This window comes from Nocardia sp. NBC_01388 (assembly GCF_045040085.1).
Taxonomy (GTDB): Bacteria; Actinomycetota; Actinomycetes; order Mycobacteriales; family Mycobacteriaceae; genus Nocardia.
In genome coordinates this window covers 6,071,753-6,088,708 of sequence record NZ_CP109553.1, presented here as the reverse complement: position 1 = coordinate 6,088,708, position 16,956 = coordinate 6,071,753, and the positions used below count along the sequence as shown (strand labels likewise).

12 protein-coding genes are annotated in these 16,956 nt (G+C 67.7%); 7 read left to right on the top strand and 5 right to left on the bottom strand.

Annotated elements, in window-relative coordinates; translation table 11 throughout:
* Nucleotides 1-36 precede the first annotated feature (36 nt).
* Genes OG716_RS29415 through OG716_RS29405 form a run of 3 tightly spaced genes read left to right on the top strand, consistent with a single transcriptional unit; the run spans nucleotide 37 to nucleotide 5,334 of the window.
* Nucleotides 37-2,103 carry a serine/threonine-protein kinase gene (locus OG716_RS29415; protein ID WP_405139982.1) on the top strand — a complete coding sequence of 689 codons (2,067 nt, stop codon included), beginning with the start codon at nucleotides 37-39 and terminating at the stop codon, nucleotides 2,101-2,103.
* On the top strand, nucleotides 2,100-4,631 hold the full coding sequence (locus tag OG716_RS29410; RefSeq protein WP_405133799.1) for a serine/threonine protein kinase: 2,532 nt from the start codon (nucleotides 2,100-2,102) through the stop codon (nucleotides 4,629-4,631). The genes OG716_RS29415 and OG716_RS29410 overlap by 4 nt, the downstream gene beginning before the upstream one ends.
* Nucleotides 4,632-4,650: 19 nt before the next feature.
* Nucleotides 4,651-5,334 carry a nucleoside/nucleotide kinase family protein gene (locus OG716_RS29405; protein ID WP_405133798.1) on the top strand — a complete coding sequence of 228 codons (684 nt, stop codon included), beginning with the start codon at nucleotides 4,651-4,653 and terminating at the stop codon, nucleotides 5,332-5,334.
* Here the strand turns inward: OG716_RS29405 and OG716_RS29400 are convergent.
* Nucleotides 5,331-6,203, bottom strand: coding sequence for a PfkB family carbohydrate kinase (locus tag OG716_RS29400; protein WP_405133797.1), 873 nt, complete (start codon nucleotides 6,201-6,203; stop codon nucleotides 5,331-5,333). The genes OG716_RS29405 and OG716_RS29400 overlap by 4 nt on opposite strands.
* 51 nt (nucleotides 6,204-6,254) lie before the next feature.
* On the opposite strand from OG716_RS29400, the gene OG716_RS29395 reads away from it, so the two are divergent.
* Nucleotides 6,255-7,658, top strand: coding sequence for a TerD family protein (locus tag OG716_RS29395; RefSeq protein WP_405133796.1), 1,404 nt, complete (start codon nucleotides 6,255-6,257; stop codon nucleotides 7,656-7,658).
* A gap of 69 nt (nucleotides 7,659-7,727) precedes the next feature.
* On the opposite strand, the gene OG716_RS29390 is transcribed toward OG716_RS29395, so the two are convergent.
* Together OG716_RS29390 and OG716_RS29385 are read right to left on the bottom strand one after the other, a co-directional pair.
* On the bottom strand, nucleotides 7,728-8,567 hold the full coding sequence (locus OG716_RS29390; protein ID WP_405133795.1) for an SDR family oxidoreductase: 840 nt from the start codon (nucleotides 8,565-8,567) through the stop codon (nucleotides 7,728-7,730).
* Nucleotides 8,564-10,213 carry an aldehyde dehydrogenase family protein gene (locus OG716_RS29385; protein ID WP_405133794.1) on the bottom strand — a complete coding sequence of 550 codons (1,650 nt, stop codon included), beginning with the start codon at nucleotides 10,211-10,213 and terminating at the stop codon, nucleotides 8,564-8,566. Before OG716_RS29385 ends, OG716_RS29390 begins: the two co-directional genes overlap by 4 nt.
* Before the next feature lie 174 nt (nucleotides 10,214-10,387).
* On the opposite strand from OG716_RS29385, the gene OG716_RS29380 reads away from it, so the two are divergent.
* Entirely contained in the window at nucleotides 10,388-11,632 is a 1,245-nt protein-coding gene (locus OG716_RS29380; RefSeq protein WP_405133793.1) for a PucR family transcriptional regulator, read from the top strand.
* A 6-nt stretch (nucleotides 11,633-11,638) separates the two neighbouring features.
* Here the strand turns inward: OG716_RS29380 and OG716_RS29375 are convergent, their stop codons facing one another.
* Entirely contained in the window at nucleotides 11,639-11,914 is a 276-nt protein-coding gene (locus tag OG716_RS29375) for a DUF2277 domain-containing protein (RefSeq protein WP_405133792.1), read from the bottom strand.
* Between the two features lie 425 nt (nucleotides 11,915-12,339).
* Here OG716_RS29375 and OG716_RS29370 point away from each other — a divergent pair, with 425 nt between their 5' ends.
* Complete coding sequence (locus OG716_RS29370; RefSeq protein ID WP_327143340.1) at nucleotides 12,340-13,182, top strand: DUF1266 domain-containing protein; 843 nt, start codon at nucleotides 12,340-12,342, stop codon at nucleotides 13,180-13,182.
* Nucleotides 13,183-13,326: 144 nt separating this feature from the next.
* Here the strand turns inward: OG716_RS29370 and OG716_RS29365 are convergent, their stop codons facing one another.
* Nucleotides 13,327-14,256 carry a hypothetical protein gene (locus tag OG716_RS29365; protein WP_355130179.1) on the bottom strand — a complete coding sequence of 310 codons (930 nt, stop codon included), beginning with the start codon at nucleotides 14,254-14,256 and terminating at the stop codon, nucleotides 13,327-13,329.
* 305 nt (nucleotides 14,257-14,561) lie between these two features.
* Here OG716_RS29365 and ftsH point away from each other — a divergent pair, with 305 nt between their 5' ends.
* Nucleotides 14,562-16,937 carry an ATP-dependent zinc metalloprotease FtsH gene (ftsH, locus tag OG716_RS29360; protein WP_327143342.1) on the top strand — a complete coding sequence of 792 codons (2,376 nt, stop codon included), beginning with the start codon at nucleotides 14,562-14,564 and terminating at the stop codon, nucleotides 16,935-16,937.
* The last annotated feature ends 19 nt before the right edge of the window (nucleotides 16,938-16,956 follow it).

Below are 16,956 nucleotides of genomic sequence, written 5' to 3'. Positions count from 1 at the left end.
CGCGCCGCCGGGGACGCCTTCGGCGAATCCACCTTCATCGGCGGCCCGCTCGATGAATCCAGCCGGGGCACAGACGCATTCGGCGAATCCACGCACGCCGGGACTTCGCTCGACGGGGACAGCACGCGGGTCCCGGAAGCCGGTGAACTCACCCAGCACACCGACGCCGCGCAGCCGACCCTCCAGCCGGAGGACGGCACCCGGGCCACCGGCGGCGGTCTCAGCACACCCGAAACCGGGGAACTGCTCGACCGCATCGAAATCGGCCAGAGCATAGACGATTTCGATCTGCTCACCCAGCTGGGCAGCGGCGCCTTCGCGCGGGTGTTCCTGGCGCGGCAGCGGTCACTGCAACGGCTGGTGGCGGTGAAGGTCTCGGCCGATCACGGGACCGAACCGCAGACGCTCGCGCAGCTCGATCACGACTACATCGTGCGGGTGTTCGATCAGCGGATCATCTCCGGTATCCGCACCGAATCCGGGCGGCGGCTGCGGCTGCTGTACATGCAGTTCCTGCCCGGCGGCACCCTGCTCAGCGTGCTGCGCTGGGTGCGCGTCACCCCGAACGCCGAACGCAGCGGGCAATTGCTGCTCGACGCGGTCGACGCCGCCATGGAGGAGAAGGGCGAGATCCGCCCCACCGATTCCAGTGTGCGCGCCGAGCTCGCCGGGCTGGATTGGCCGGAAACCGTTGCCTGGCTGGGCCGTAGGCTTGCCGAAGCGCTCGACTACGCCGACGGGCACGGGGTGCTGCACCGCGATGTGAAGCCCGCCAATGTGCTGCTCTCCGCCGAAGCCGTGCCGAAACTGGCCGATTTCAATATCAGCTTCAGCCGTAATCTCGACGATGCCAGCCCGGTGGCCTACTTCGGCGGATCGCTGTCCTACATGTCGCCGGAACAGCTGGAGGCCTGCCACCCGGGTCGCGCCCGCGCCGCCGCCGACCTGGACACCCGCGCCGATATCTTCTCGCTCGGCGTGGTGCTGTGGGAATTGCTCACCGGCGCAAAACCATTCGACGATTCCACCGCCGGACCCGGCGACCACGGCGACCGCACCACCCTGGAGGCCATGCTGGACCGCAGGCGCGGCGGAGTCGACGCGGCCGCGCTGGAACGGGTACCCGGGAACTGCTCGGCCGCGCTGCGCCGGGTCCTGCTCACCTGCCTCGCGCCCGATCGCGAGGACCGCTGGAGCAGCGGCGCGCTGCTCGCCGCCCAGCTGGAGATGTGCCTGGACGAACGCGCCCGCAATCTGGTCGACCCGCCGCCGCACAGTTGGCGGATGCGGTTGCGGCCGTGGCTGATTCCGCTGGTGACCATTGCCGTCGCGGTCCCGAACCTGATCGCCACCGTGTACAACATCATGCACAACAACACGCTGATCATCGACCGCCTCCCGGCCGACGCCCAGCACACGTTCACCCTCGTCACCGCGACCGTGAACGGGCTGTTCTATCCGATCGGTATCGCGCTGATCATCTATCTGTGCCGGTATGTGATCTCGGTACCGCGCGGGCTGCGCAAGGGCCGCGTCTACGATCCGGAGACGCTGCGGCGGGCCCGCGCCGATGTACTGCTGTGCGGGGAACGCATTTCGTTCGTGGTGTTCTCCGCGTGGGTGCTGGCGGGCGTCACCTTTCCGATTGCCCTGCGCCTGGCCACCGGTGAGATACCGACCCGCGGCATGGTGCACTTCGTGGTGTCGATCGTGGTGTGCGGGGCCATGGCCGTCGCGTATCCGTTCTTCCTGGTCACCTTCTATCTGGTGCGCTGCATCTATCCGATCTTCCTGCGGCACGGCGATATCAGCGCCGAGGATGCCGTCTGGCTGCGCCGGCTGGGCCGCCGCTGCACCACGTATCTGGCGGTGGCGGCCTCGGTGCCGCTGCTTGCCGTAGCGGGCGTGACCTTCCTGCCGCCCACCGACATTCCGCTCGTGATCGTCGCGGTGCGAGTGCTCAGCGTCGGCGGAATCGTGGCATTCGTGGGCGTGTATGTGTTGTTCCGGGCCCTCGAGGCCGATCTGCAGGCGCTGGAGCGTGTGGTGGCGCCGGGGCATCGGGTGCATCATGCCGGGGAACCGACGGGTGCCGGATCGTGAAGGAGTCTCCGGGACTGGCGGTCTCGCGTTTCGCCGCGGACTGGGAGTCCACGCTGCGCGGTGATCGCGAGGAGCCGCCGCGACTGGAAGGGTATGTGCCCGAAGGCCGGGAACTGCGGCTGGACGTTCTCACCACACTGGTGCGCATCGATATGCGGCAGCGGTGGCGGCGAGCGGGCCTGGAGAAGCGAATCGCGGAGTACCGCAGGGAATTTCCCGAAGTCAGCGACAGTCCGGAGTTCGCCGATCTGGTGTGCGAGGAATACCTGGTCCGCAGCCGCTACCGGCCCCTCGACATCGAAACCTTCAGCGCCGAATACCCGGAGGTCGCGGGGGAGATCCACCGCCGCTTCGCCGATGCCGACGGTGCCGCCCCGGCCCCGGCGCCCACCCTCCCCGCGGGCATCGAAATCGGCCGCCGCCTGGACGATTTCGACCTGCTCACGGATCTGGGCGGCGCCGAGAACAGCCGCATGTTCCTGGCCCGCCAGCTCTCCATGCAGCGCCTCGTCGCCGTCCGCGTGGAACCCGGCGGCGACAGCGACGCCCCCACCGTCGCCCAACTCGACCACCACTACATAGTCCGCGTCTTCGATCAGCGTCTCATCGCCGACGGCAGCACCGGAAAACCCCTGCGCCTGTTGTACATGCAGTACCTCCCCGGCGGCACCGCCGAAGGCGTCCTCACCCTCCTGCGCGCCCGACGGGCAGCCGCGGTCTCCGGCCCAGCGGTATCCGGCGCTGCGAACGCGCCCGGAGTCGCGGAAAGTTCGGGCGCCGAATCGTATTCCGGGAGTCCCGAGCAGTTCGATCGCGTCGAAGCTGCCCTTGCCGCCGGGGCCCCGGAAAGTTCGGGCGCCGAATCGTATTCCGGGAGTCCTGAGCAGTTCGATCGCGTCGAAGCTGCCCTTGCCGCCGGGGCCGCCGATGGGACCGGGACTGTCGGGGACGCCGGAGCGGGTGCAGACGAGGCACATTCGGCGGGCGCACACATTCAGGCCGCGGGGGATATCGGCGCGGTGGCGAAGGGTACGGCGTTCGGGGGAGCGCTGCTGCTGCGGGCGGTGGATGCGGCGATGGAGGAGCGGGGCGAGATTCGGCCGGCGGATTCCCGGGTGCGGCGGGATATTTCGGCATTGAGCTGGCCGGAGACGGTGGCGTGGGTGGGGCGGCGGCTGGCGGAGGCGCTCGATCATGCCGAGCGGCACGGGGTGCAGCATCACGATATTCGGCCCGGCAATGTGCTTTTCACGGCGGAGGGCGTGCCGAAGCTGGCGGATTTCGCGCTCGGGGCGCTGTATTGGAATACCGGGCTGCCCGGTGCCGCGGGTGTGACGGCGGATGATCCGGCCGGGCTGCGCTGGCGCTCGCCGGAGGCGCTCGCGGCCCGGCTCGATCCCACCGCGACATTGCCCGACGCTCGGAGCGATATCTATTCGCTCGCTGTACTGCTGTGGGAAATGCTTACCGGCACAGCGCCTTTCGATGATCCGGCACCGGATGGCGCGCCGGGGCACGAGGTGGTGACCGGCATGCTGGCCCGGCGGCGGGCGGGGGTGCCGGAGTCCGCGCTTGCCGCGCTGCCCGCGGACACCCCGGCCGCACTCCGGCGCGTACTGCTGGAATGCCTGCATCCCGAACCCGAGAGCCGCTGGCAGAACGGCGCGGACCTGGCCGGACAGCTGGACCTGTGCCTGGACGCCCGCGCCCGCGATCTGGTGGACCCACCGCCGAAGAGCCTGCGCGTCCGGGCCCGGCGCTGGCCGGTGCCCATTGCGGCCGTCTGCGTCGGACTGCCGAACGCACTGGCGAGCATGTACAACATCCGGCTCAATCAGAGTCTCATCGTGGACCGCATGCCGATCGCGGACCAGCACCGCTTCGAGACGGTCGCGCTGGTGAACAATGCCATCGCCTTTCCGCTCGCCGCGCTGCTGCTCTTCTGGCTGGCCCGGCGGCCGCTCACCGTGTCCTACCGGCTGTCGCACGGCCGCCGGTACAGCGCCGCCGAACTGGCGCGGGCCCGCTCCGACACCCTGCTGATCGGCGAGCGGGCGGTATGGGTGCCGTTCGCGGCCTGGATGATCGCGGGCGTGGTGTGGCCGCTGGCGCTGTCGGCCGCGGGGGCGCATCTGCCGCGGCACACCTTCGCGCATTTCCTCGCGGCCCAACTGGTCTGTGCGGCTATCGCTTTGGCGTATCCGTACTTCCTGATCACGGTGTATTCGGTGCGCTCGCTGTATCCGCAACTGCTGGCGCGCGGTGCGGTGGGCACGGCCGACCGGCGGCAACTCGCGGCGCTGGCCCGGCGCAGCAGTGTGTATCTGGCCGCGGCGGCCTCGGTGCCGCTGCTCGGCGTGGCCACCGCGACCTTCGTCTCGCCGGTCGATCTGGAACTGGTGATCGTGCCCGTGCGGTGGTTGAGCGTAGGCGGCATCCTGGCCTTCGTGGTCTCCTACCGGCTGTTCCGGGTGCTGGAGGAGGACCTGGAGGCACTGGTGCGCGCCATACCCCGGGGCGCCCGGTGATTACGTAAGGTTGGCCCCCGTGAACCGCGGCAGTGTCGAAACTTCCCTGGCGGAACTCGCGGCGCGTATCCGGCGGCGGGCGGACGGTCATTCCGGCCGATTCGTCCTCGGGATCGCCGGACCGCCTGGTGCGGGCAAATCCACTCTTGCCCGTGGCGTTCGCGATGAACTCAATCTGGCGGAGGGTGCGGCGATCGCCGAAGTCGCGCCCATGGACGGCTTTCACCTCACCAATGCGCAATTGGTCGCGCTCGGGGAAATGAGCCGCAAGGGCGAACCCGACACCTTCGACGCCGGGGCATACGTCGACCTGCTGCGCACACTGCGCGGCGCGCCTCTCGGCAGCCCGGTGCCCTGGCCCACCTACAGCCGTGAAATCCACGAACCCGTCCCCGGCGGAGTCGTTTTCGACCGGCAGACCATCGCCATCACCGAGGGCAACTATCTGCTGCTCGACGATGACATCAGCCCCGGCTGGTCCGCCGTCCGGCCGCTGCTCGACGAGACCTGGTACCTGGACGTCCCGCGCCCGATCATCGAACAGCGCTTGCTGCGCAGGCATATTCGCGGCGGCCGCACCCCGGAGGCCGCGAAAATCAAAGTCGCGCAGAGTGATCTGGTCAATGCCCGGCTCGTCGAGGGCACCCGGCTGCGTGCCGATCTGGTGCTGCGCAAATCCGGCCGGGCCTACCGCATCGTCTAGCGGCGCATCCAGGCCCGCGTGCCGGCCGAAGCGCAGGACAGCGTCGCCACCTCCGCCGCGTGCCGCAGTGCGAGCGGGAAAGGCTCAGCCGCGGTGAGGAAGTGACAGAAAGCGCCGTGCAGAATATCGCCCGCGCCGAGCGTATCCACCGCCGCGGTCGCCGGCACCGCGATCGTGCCGCGTTCACCCGGCATCGAGTACGTGATCGGTTGCGCGCCATGGGTGATCGCGACCTGCGGCACGCCCACACCGTGCAGGTGGCCGACCACCGCATCATCCGAATCCGGCTGCACACCAGGCGGTGTGAAGGCCGCTGAACAGATGGCGATATCGACCAGCGGTAGTAGTTCGCTGTGCACCTCGCGCCATCGTCCGGCGTCCAGCACCACCGGTACGCCCGCCCGCCGCGCCGCCGCCGCGAGACGCAGTGCGGGCTCGGCATAGTGGCCGTCCAGCAGCACCACCGACGCACGATGCAGATGTTCGGCGGCGGTGCTGTCGAACGGGGCATGCACCCGGGACCCGTCCAGCGACACGATGGTGCGGGTGGCCGCGGCGGTGGCGACAATGATCGAGGACACCGGCGGCTGCTGATCACCGTCCGGCGTGAGATCGGTGATCCCCACCCCGTGCTGCTGCAGATCACCGCGAATCAGTTCCGCCAGTGGATGTTTGCCGAGCGCCGTCACCAGCGTGGGCACCCGGCCGGACAGGAACGCGTACGCCACCGCCGCATTGGCGGCCGGCCCGCCCGCGCCGAGGAACAGCTCATCGGCCTGGGTCTTGCTGTCCTCGGCCGGATACCGCGGCACGGCATAGGCGAGATCGAGCGTCGACAGTCCGGCGAATACCGCTCCGTTGTTGTTCATTCGCCGACGATACGGGGCTACCGTTGAGGAAACGGGGAGATAAGGCAGACAATGGAATTGACCAAGGGCGCGAATGCGCCGATCGATACCGACGAGGTCGTCGTCGAGGTCACCGCGTCGGCGCCGGTGGATGTGGCGGCACTGCTGCTCACCGCCGCGGGAAAAGTCCGCTCCGACAATGATTTCATCTTCTACAACCAGCCGAACGGGCCGGGCGTCACCGCGCAACCGCCCAATACCATCCGGATCGCCACCCGCCAGGTGCCCGCCGATATCGACAAGGTGGTGGTCACCGCGAGTCTGGACGGTTCCGGGCCCGCCAACTGGGGCACCGCCGGGCGGCTGAGCGTCGCACTCATCGATCCGCGCCGCCACACCACCCTGGCCACCTTCACCCCCGCCGATCTGACCACCGAGACCGCCTTGATCGCGGTGGAACTGTACCGGCGGCAGGGTGTCTGGAAGGTGCGCGCGGTCGGCCAGGGTTATGCCGATGGGCTCGCGGGCATTGCCACCGACTTCGGGATCACCGTCGACGATGCGCCACCACCCGCGCCGCAGGCCGCACCCGTGCCGCCGATGGTCCCGCAGCCGATGCCGCCGACCGCCTCGCCGCCGTATCGCCCGGCCGCGCCCTACCAGCCGCCGGTGTACACACAGCCCGCGCCGTACGGGTCACCGCAGACTTATCCACAGCCTGCGACTTATCCACAACCAGCGCCCCCACCACTGGTTTCCCACCAACAGTCGCCGACTTATCCACAGCCTCCGGGTTATCCACAGCCGTCGGCCTTTCCGCCGATCGGAACACCGCCGCCCGGCGGACCGCCGCCGGTCCCCGCACCGCCACCGAGATTCGGCGAGTCGACGGTGAACCTGGACAAGGGCCGGGTCTCCCTGAGCAAGGGCGAAACCGTCTCACTGACCAAACAGGGCGCACCGTCGCTCACCCGGGTGCGCATGGCGCTCGGCTGGGACCCGGCACGGCGCGGCAAATCCATCGATCTGGACGCCTCCGTGGTCGCCTACAACAAACGCGCCAAGGATCTCGGCAAGGTCTGGTTCGTCAAACTCACGGGCTTCAAAGGGGCCATTCGGCATTCGGGCGATAACCTCACCGGCGCCGGTAAAGGCGATGACGAGGTGATCTCGGTGGACCTGTCCGCGCTGCCGCCCGATGTGTATGCGCTGGTATTCACCGTCAACTCGTACTCCGGCCAGAAATTCGACGAGATCAAGAGCGCCTTCTGCCGGCTGGTGGACGACAACTCCGGCGCCGAACTGGTGCGTTTCGAATTGTCCCGCGGCGAGGCGCGCACCGGCCTGTTCATGTGCATGCTCACCCGGAGCACACAGGGCTGGAATATGACCGCCCTCGGCGAATACGGCGACGGCGCGACGGTCAGCAAAATGGTTGATCCGGGCAAGCGATTCGTCCTGGCCACCGTGCACTGACCCGGCATGCGAAATACGCGGGCCGCGAACGGATTTCCCCGTTCGCGGCCCGATCGTAGTGTGCGAGTGTCAGTTACCGATCCCGCGCACCCGCGACTCGTACGCCTTGCGGGCATCGGAATCGACATCGTCGAGGAAGGCGCTCTGCGCACCCAGCGCCCGTCCGATGGCATCGCCGACCGACTGCGGCAGCAGCCCGACCACCTGGGAGATGATCCCGGCCACCGCGGTCACCCGCGCCTTGGCCTTCGGCTCCACGATCAGCTTGGCGATCGCGTCCGCGATCTCCTCCGGCTCGGCCGGGCGCAGCAGCTTGGGAGCCGTGACACCCGATCCCAGTTCGGTATTGGTGAGCGTCGGCAGCACCGAGGAGAACTGCAATCCGGTGCCCCGGTACTCCTCCCGCACCGTATCGGTGAAGCCGAGCACCGCGTGCTTGCTCGCGTTGTAGGTGGCCAGACCCGGAATATGGGTCTCACCCGCCAGTGACGCGATATTGATGACATGCCCGCGCCCGCGCGGCAGCATGCGCGTGAGCGCCAGCTTGGAACCGAGAATCACGCCGTACACATTGATATCGAGAATGCGCCGGGTGACCTGATCGGATTCGTCCACCACGCGCCCGGTCGGCATGATCCCGGCATTGTTGATGAGCACATCGATCGGCCCGAGCTGCTTCTCGACCTCGTCGAGGAACGCCTCGAAGGACTGCTGATCGGTGACATCGAGGCGGCCGTACACCTCGAAACCCTGTGCCGCACCGGACTCTTTGACGCTGACCTCGTCGATATCGCCGATGGCGATCTTCGCACCCAGCGCCTGCAACGCCTTGCCGGTGGCCAGGCCGATACCGCGCGCACCGCCGGTGATCACCACGACCTTGCCGGTGATCGAACTGAAGTCGGTCACTTGGTCCCCTTCACGGTGTCGAAAACCGCCTGCACGCTCAACCGGCGCAGCCCGCGCGCACCCGCGGCCCGCATGGCCGCCAGCGAGAACGCCAGCTTGGTCGGCGAATACGGGAACCACAGCAGCTCTTTGGTCTGCGTGGGCAGGATCGGCTTGGTGATGGCCTGCTGCCGGCAGTACTTGCGCACGCCGTTCGCGCCACCCCAGCGCGCACCCACACCGGACAGCCCCCAGCCGCCCATGGGCAGCGCGAAGCTGAACATATTGGAGAACACGTCGTTGATGTTCACCGCGCCCGCATTCAGCTGGCGCGCAATGCGTTCCGCGCGATCCTTGTCACCGCTCCACACCGAGGCGGAGAGACCGAAGATCGAATCATTGGCCATACGAATGGCTTCCGCCTCATCGGCGACCTTCATGACCGGAATCGTCGGGCCGAAGGTCTCCTCGGTCATACAGGTCATGGAGTGATCCACATCGGCCAGCACGGTCGGCTCGAACAGCGTGCCCACACCGGTGCGCTTACCACCGGTGAGCAGCCGCGCACCCTGCTTCACGGCCTCCTCGACATGCCGCTGCACGATATTCGCCTGCGCCTCGTTGGCCAGTGCGCCCATGTCGTACTTGGGTTCCCGGCCGTCGACGCCCTGGCGGACCTCCTTGACGGCGGCGGTCAGCTTCTTCAGGAATTCGTCGTAGACCGGGGCCTCGACGTACACCCGCTCCACCGAGATACACACCTGACCGGCATTGAACAGCCCGCCGAAGGCGATACCGTGCGCGGCCCGATCCAGATCGGCGTCGGCCAGCACAATGGCCGGATCCTTACCGCCCAGCTCCAGGCTGTACGGAATCATGCGCTCGGTGCAGGCCGCGGCGATCTTGCGACCGGTCGGCGTGGAGCCGGTGAACTGCACGTAGTCGGCAGTGCCGACCACGGCCGCACCGGTCTCGCCCGCACCGGTGACCACCTCGAGCACCGGCGGCGCGCCGATCTCACGCCAGGCCCGCGCCAGCTCCATCGCCGAAAGCGGTGTCACCTCAGAGGGTTTCAGAATGACGGCCGCGCCCGCCGCCAGCGCCGGGATCACATCGATGACCGGCATGGCCAGCGGGAAGTTCCACGGTGTGATGACACCGACGACCGGATACGGCCGGAACACCCGGGTCAGCGATTTCACCCGCGCCAGCGGGCTGTGCGGTGAAGGATGTTCGTCCGCAAGGAATTTCGCGGCCCGGCGGGCGTAGTAGCCGGTGAGGTCGATGGAGAACGCCGGATCGATGAGGGCGTCGATTCGCGCCTTACCGGTCTCCGACTGCAGTACGTCCGCCAGGTGATCGGTGTTGTCGACGAACCAGTCCTGCAATTTCAGCAGCCACTCCTTGCGGCCGTCGGCCCCGATGGCCTCCCATTCCGGCTGATGCAGGCGCAACTGCGCGACCTTCGCGGCGACCGTCTCGGCCGAATCGATCGGCACCGTGCCCGCGAGCTCACCGGTCGCGGGATTGCGGACCTCGAACTCGGTCGGCGCGGCAGGCTGCGGGGCAGTCGCGGCGGCCGGTTTCGGCGCGGTCTTGGTACCGGCGGGCTTACGCGCCGCGGTCTTGCGGACGGTGCCCGTCTCGGCGGATTCGGTATTGGTCACGATGTGCTCTCCCACGTGCGCTGCATTGCGAACCGGATCGGCTCTGTGAACTGTGCGACAACTCACTGAACTATGATCGTGACACAATTTCCGTGGCACATTCTTGGCCTGGGGAGTCAAGGATTCCGTGCGGTTTTGTACTTTCGGCACAAATTTGGAGGTCCACTCGTGGTTATGGCCGAGACCAGCCCGGTCGTGCGGCAGTGGATCGCCGACTTCGTCGCGGAAACCCTGCGCACCGAAACCCTCGAGCAGGTGATCACCCAGCTCGACAATGTCATCATCGCGCGCATCCCGGAACTGCGCGACCGGGATATGCGCCGCGATCTCGCCGCCAGCACCCGCGCCCACGCCTTCGAAGTGCTGAGCGGGCTCACCCAGGACCGCTTCGACTACCCGGTGCCGGAACAGGCGCACGCCTTCGCCCGCACCATCGCCCGCCGCGGTCACGATGTGCGCCTGCTGCTGCGCGTCTACCACGTCGGCCAGGAGGCTCTGCTCGACTATATGACCGATGTCGTCCTCGGTCAGGAGCAATTGCCGCAGGATATCGAAAGAGCTGTACTGCTAAGGCTTTTCGACCGCTCCACCCGCTGGATCAGTACTTCGGTGGAAACCCTCACCGACACCTACATGCAGGAGCGGGAGAGCGGACTGCGCGCCGCCCTCAACCAGCGCGCCGAAATCGTGCGCGCCCTGCTCGATGTCGGCGACCTCGATGTCGAACTCGCTTCGGCGCGGCTCGGATACCGGCTCGCACAACGGCATCTCGCACTGGTGCTCTGGACCGAGGAACGCCCCGGCCTGGCCCCGCCCGACGGCGTCGACGATGTGGCGGGGCTGCTGGATCGCGTGGCGACCCGGTGCGCGCTCGCGCTGGGCAACGGCAGCGTCCTGGCCGTCCCGTCCGGGGCCTCCGCGCTCTGGGCCTGGATCGGCCTGGACGACGACCTCCCGGACCCCGTACTGGCCGACTGGCCGGTGGACGCGCCCGTCCGGGTGGCAGTCGGAATGCCCGCGGCGAACGTCACCGGATTCCGCGGCAGCCACCGCGAGGCGATCGCGGCCCGGCAGGTCGCCGAACGCGCCCGGCCGGACCTGCCGCGAGTCCTGCACTATCCGGAGATCGAAGTGGCCTACCTGGCCGGAACCGACGAGGCTGCCATGCGGGCGCTCATCGAACGGGAATTGGGCGCGCTCGCGGCGCCCGACGCGCACTCCGCACGCCTGCGCGAAACGCTGCACGCCTATTTGCGCGCGCGGCGCAGTCCGGATGCGGCCGCGAAAATGCTGGGCGTGCACAAGAACACCGTGCGCTACCGCATTCAGCGCACCGAGGAACTTCTCGGGCGCTCGCTCGACCAGCGCGGCCCGCGTCTGGAAATCGCGCTCGACTGCGTGGCCGTCTACGGCGTCTAGCGGGGGTTAACTCGCATCCTCGTCGAGGGCGGCGCTCCGGGCGGCGATCCGGCGCAGCGGCGGCTCGGACTGCGGCGGCGCCTGGCGATCGGGCAACTCCGCCAGCAACTGGGTGGTGGCTGCCGCAATGGCCTCCACCGCCTTGTCGACCGCTGGTTTCGTCGCCGTGGTCAAACCCGAGACGCCACTGACCTTGCGCACGAATTCCTGCGCCGCCGCGTAGATTTCCTGCTCCGTAGCGGCTGGCTCCAGCCCACGCAGGATGGTGATATTTCTACACATGGCCCAGAGAGTAGTCCGGATTCCATTGCATGACAGGGCAAGAATTCAGCCCACCCAAAGTTCGCACTCCGCCCCCAACCGAGCGAAGCGAAAGACCGAAGCACCCGAACAACATCCGCCCCAAGGTCGTGGCCCGCCCGGTTCTGGACTGAGCGGAGCGGGGGAGCGAAGCGAAAGACCGAAGCATCCGAACAACATCCACCCCAAGGTCGTGGCCCGCCCGGTTCTGGACTGAGCGGAGCGGGGGAGCGAAGCGGAGGAGCGGAGGGAGGGAAGAACCGGGTAACAGGGCCACGACCCGCCGGAGCGAAGCGGAGGCAAATTTGACACAGCACCCGCCGGAGCGAAGCGGAGGCAAAATTAGACACAGCACCCGCCGGAGCGAAGCGGAGGCAAATAGTGCTGAGCTGAGACACAATCGAGGTATGCCCGCCCGCGACGTGCCCACGCTGACGACCTTCCCCTACCCGGAGCTCGACCAGCGCGAGGACGACCATTGGTCGGGCGCGCAGGTCTCCGACGACGAATTGCGCGCTCTGGCGCTGGGCGGTTTCTACTCCGCCCGCTGGGACGCCTTCCACGATGCCCTGCTGCTCGGCCCCGAACGCGAACATCCCCTCGGCGACCGCCGCGAACTCGCCATCGATACGCTCACCGGCGCCTGGGGCATCACCGATGGCACCGAGGCCATGGCATCCATGGAGCAACTGCTGGAGGGCATGCACTCGCCGCTCTACTCGCTGGTGCATCCACTCGTCATGGCCGGCATCAACTCCCCTGAACGTGATCGCTTCGGCGAGCGCGCCGACCGGCATCGCGCCTTCCTGCGTCAGGTCGGCTCGTTCCGCGGGATGGAGAATCCGGAAGCCCTGGTCCGCGATTACGACATCTGGTCCCAGGCCATCAAACTCGGCCTCACCGAACATCTGGTCCGGCCGCTGCCCACCGATATCCAAGCCTGGGATCTCGCCCGCGTGGTCGCCGTGAGCCGCATGGCCTATACGGCCGGGTATCTGGAAGCGAATGTCGCCTGGGACTACCTCATGCGCGCCCTGCCGCTCGCCCAGCGCAAATACCGCAACTGGCGGCAATTCGGCGACGCCTACCTCGCCGGCTGGACCTACTGGCAGGCCTGCGAAGACCTCGCCGAACTCAAATCCGGCGGCGTGGACCGCCGCATGGAACTGCTCCGCCTCTGGATGCGCCCGACCAGCCCCTGGCGCCGCATCGAACTGCAGGCGGAGGAAGTGCCGGAGCCGGAGGACTAGACCGCTACGCGGCCGACCGCCTGAGACCCCCGGGGGCCGAATCCCTTTGTCCCCTCGGGGCTTTGGGGGCTTGGCCCCCCGAACTGTGCTTCGGGGGTCTCCGGGGCGAAGCCCCTGAGTTTCCGCACGCCCGAAGGCGTGTACTCAATCCGGGAGGGATCGGAGAATTCCGCGGCCGTAGCGCTGGAATTGCGCATCGTCGACCATGGCGAGGGAATGTCGTTCCACCAGCAGTTCCCACTCCGAATAAAGCTTCTGCACACCGGGATCGGCGGGACCGGCCGCCCCGTCCGCGGATTCGCGCTGGATCGCGAAATTCAGCGCACCGGTGACACGTTCGATATCGGCATGATCCGCGGCGGTGAAATGCCAGGTCAGATTGCCGTCATTGACCTCGACGCCGAATTCGCCCGGCACCGCCACCGTGGTGGACGCCTCGTCCGCGGTGCGCGCCCACAGCAGCGCCGCGATGGGTAGCTCGTGCGCGAAACGCTTACTCGCACCGAGCGAGACGAAAATCATCCGGGTGGTGGTGATGGCAAGCAGCCCGGCGCCTTTCGCCGCGGGCGGCTGTGCACTGACGATCGCCGATTCCAGCACGAACTCGTCGGGGGTGACGTAGCGGTGCAGGGCGGCGACGGCCGTTTTGGCATCCCGCTTGGGCGTCATGCGCCGCACCGCGCGGTCCACATCGGCGCGGGTCGGGCCGCCGCGACCCCAGGACGGAGTGGGCGGAGTCAGATCGGGAGCGGCCACATCGAGGCGCTGCGTGCCCAGGATCTGATTGTTGATCCGCTGCACGATGACGGTCGCGGCGGGCACATCGTGCTCGGCGATGAGAACTGGAAGCGGCGTCCGGTCGGCCGGGACGCCGGTGAGAACCGGGGTGGGATAGCGGAGATAGATCTCGATCACGACCGCATCATCCGCGCGGCGATTCAACCGCACCTTGAGAAGCTCGGCGACCGGGACGTCGAGTACTCGCTCGCCGTCCGTTCCGGGGCGCAGCACCGTCAGACGCCCGTTGCCGTGCCGCACAATCGCTGTGGGTGTCCGTAGCTCGACTATGTCCATACCCCCTGCGCTCTGTTGTGTCGTCGCTCACGATTGGACGACCATGCCATCATTGTGACCACTCGGTCCGACACCAGGGGGTGATCGATCCGACGTGTTGCCGCAGTCGGTCGGGGAACCACCTGCGTTCTTTAGCCGTTTACCTGTTGAACTGCACTAGCTGGCGAACTGCGCGATGTATCGACTAGACCGTACGCGGTAACGTGGCATGTCCGCATCCGTTCGTCGGAACGGGCGCGCCACGAACGCATCGCAGGCAAACCGGATACACCCCCCGGAAAGGACTGGCCGTCGGCCGACGCTCTATGAACCGCAAGACTGTGTTCCGCAACCTGGCCATAGTCGCGGGCTTCCTGCTCGTGATCTACCTGGTCAGCTACTTCAGCAACGACACGCGCGGCTGGAAGAGCGTCGACACGTCGGTGGCGCTCTCTCAGCTTCAAGATAAGTCCAACGTCGACTCGGTTCAGATCGACGATAAAGAGCAGCAGCTGCGCATCACGCTGAAGAACGGCAATGATGCCACCGGCGGTGACAAGAAGATCATCGCGAAGTATCCCGGCGGCGGTGAGATCTCTCAACAGGTCTTCCAAGCCGCACAGAATTCGGGTGCGAAGGTCAACACTTCCGTCAAACAGGATTCCTGGCTGAGCCAGATTCTCCTGTTCATGCTGCCCATGGTGATTTTGCTGGGCTTGTTCATCTTCGTGATGTCCCGCATGCAGGGCGGTGGCCGCGGCGGCATGATGGGCTTCGGTAAATCGAAGGCCAAACAGCTGTCGAAAGATATGCCCAAGACCACCTTCGGTGATGTCGCGGGCGCCGACGAGGCCGTCGAAGAGCTCTACGAAATCAAGGACTTCCTGCAGCAGCCGGCCCGCTACCAGGCCCTCGGCGCGAAAATCCCGAAGGGTGTGCTGCTGTACGGCCCGCCCGGCACCGGTAAGACCCTGTTGGCCCGTGCGGTCGCGGGTGAGGCCGGTGTCCCGTTCTTCACCATCTCCGGTTCGGACTTCGTCGAGATGTTCGTCGGTGTCGGCGCCTCCCGGGTGCGCGACCTGTTCGAGCAGGCCAAGCAGAACGCCCCCTGCATTATTTTCGTCGACGAGATCGACGCGGTCGGCCGCCAGCGCGGCGCCGGCCTCGGCGGTGGCCACGACGAGCGTGAGCAGACGCTGAACCAGTTGCTGGTCGAGATGGACGGCTTCGGCGAGCGCACCGGGGTCATCATCATCGCCGCGACCAACCGGCCCGACATCCTGGACCCGGCGCTGCTGCGTCCGGGCCGCTTCGATCGTCAGATCCCGGTCAGCAATCCGGATCTCGCGGGTCGCCGCGCGATTCTGCGGGTGCACTCGGCCGGTAAGCCGGTCGCGCCCGATGCCGATCTGGACGGTCTGGCCAAGCGCACGGTCGGCATGTCCGGCGCTGATCTGGCGAACGTGCTCAACGAGGCCGCGCTGTTGACGGCCCGCGAGCACGGGACCGTCATCACCGGTGCGTCGCTCGAGGAGTCGGTGGATCGCGTGATCGGCGGCCCGCGCCGCAAATCCCGCATCATCAGCGAGCACGAGAAGAAGATCACCGCGTACCACGAGGCCGGGCACACCCTGGCCGCGTGGGCGATGCCCGATATCGAGCCGGTCTACAAGGTCACCATCCTGGCCCGCGGTCGCACCGGCGGCCACGCCATGACGGTGCCCGAGGACGACAAGGGCCTGATGACGCGCTCGGAGATGATCGCCCGCCTGGTCATGGCCATGGGTGGACGTGCGGCCGAGGAACTGGTGTTCCACGAGCCGACCACCGGTGCGTCCTCGGATATCGACCAGGCCACCAAGATCGCGAAGGCGATGGTCACCGAGTACGGCATGAGCGCCCGCCTCGGTGCGGTGCGCTACGGCGAGGAGCAGGGCGACCCGTTCCTGGGCCGTTCCATGGGCACCAACTCGAACTATTCGCACGAGGTGGCCCGCGAGATCGACGAGGAGGTGCGCAACCTCATCGAGGCCGCGCACACCGAGGCGTGGGCGGTGCTCAACGATTACCGCGATGAGCTCGATGCCCTCGCCACCGCACTGCTCGAGCGCGAGACCCTGCACCGCAAGGATCTCGAGGTGGTGCTCGCCACCATCGAAAAGCGGCCGCGCATTACCGCTTTCAACGATTTCGGTGGTCGTACCCCCTCGGACCGCCCGCCGGTGAAGACCCCGCGCGAGCTGGCCACCGAACGCGGCGAGCCGTGGCCGGAGGAGCCGGTGCGTCCGGTCGTTCCGGTCGGGCAGCCCGCAAACGGTTATCCGGCGGATCCGAGTTATCCCGCCGCACAACCGCAGTACGGCGGCTATCCGGCCGCGCCCGCACCGGTGGGTTATCCGCTGCCGCAGCAACCGCGGCACGGTGGCACGCACGGTTCGCGTCCGGATTACGGCGCCCCGGCCGGTTGGTCGGCGCCGGGCTGGCCTCCGCAGGAGGACGACCCGCAGGCGCAGCAGGGTGGCGGCGCGCAGCAGCCACGGCAGGCGTACGGCGGCTGGGCTCCGGCCGGCGGGCAGCGGTATCAGCCCGGGCAGCCGGGGTACTCGCAGCCGGGATACGGCCAGCCGGAGTATCCGTCCGGGCAGCAGCCTGCTGCCGAGGACGAGAACAGCGAATGGGACGGACCGAACGGGCGTCGCTGATCGCGGCCCCGATACGATC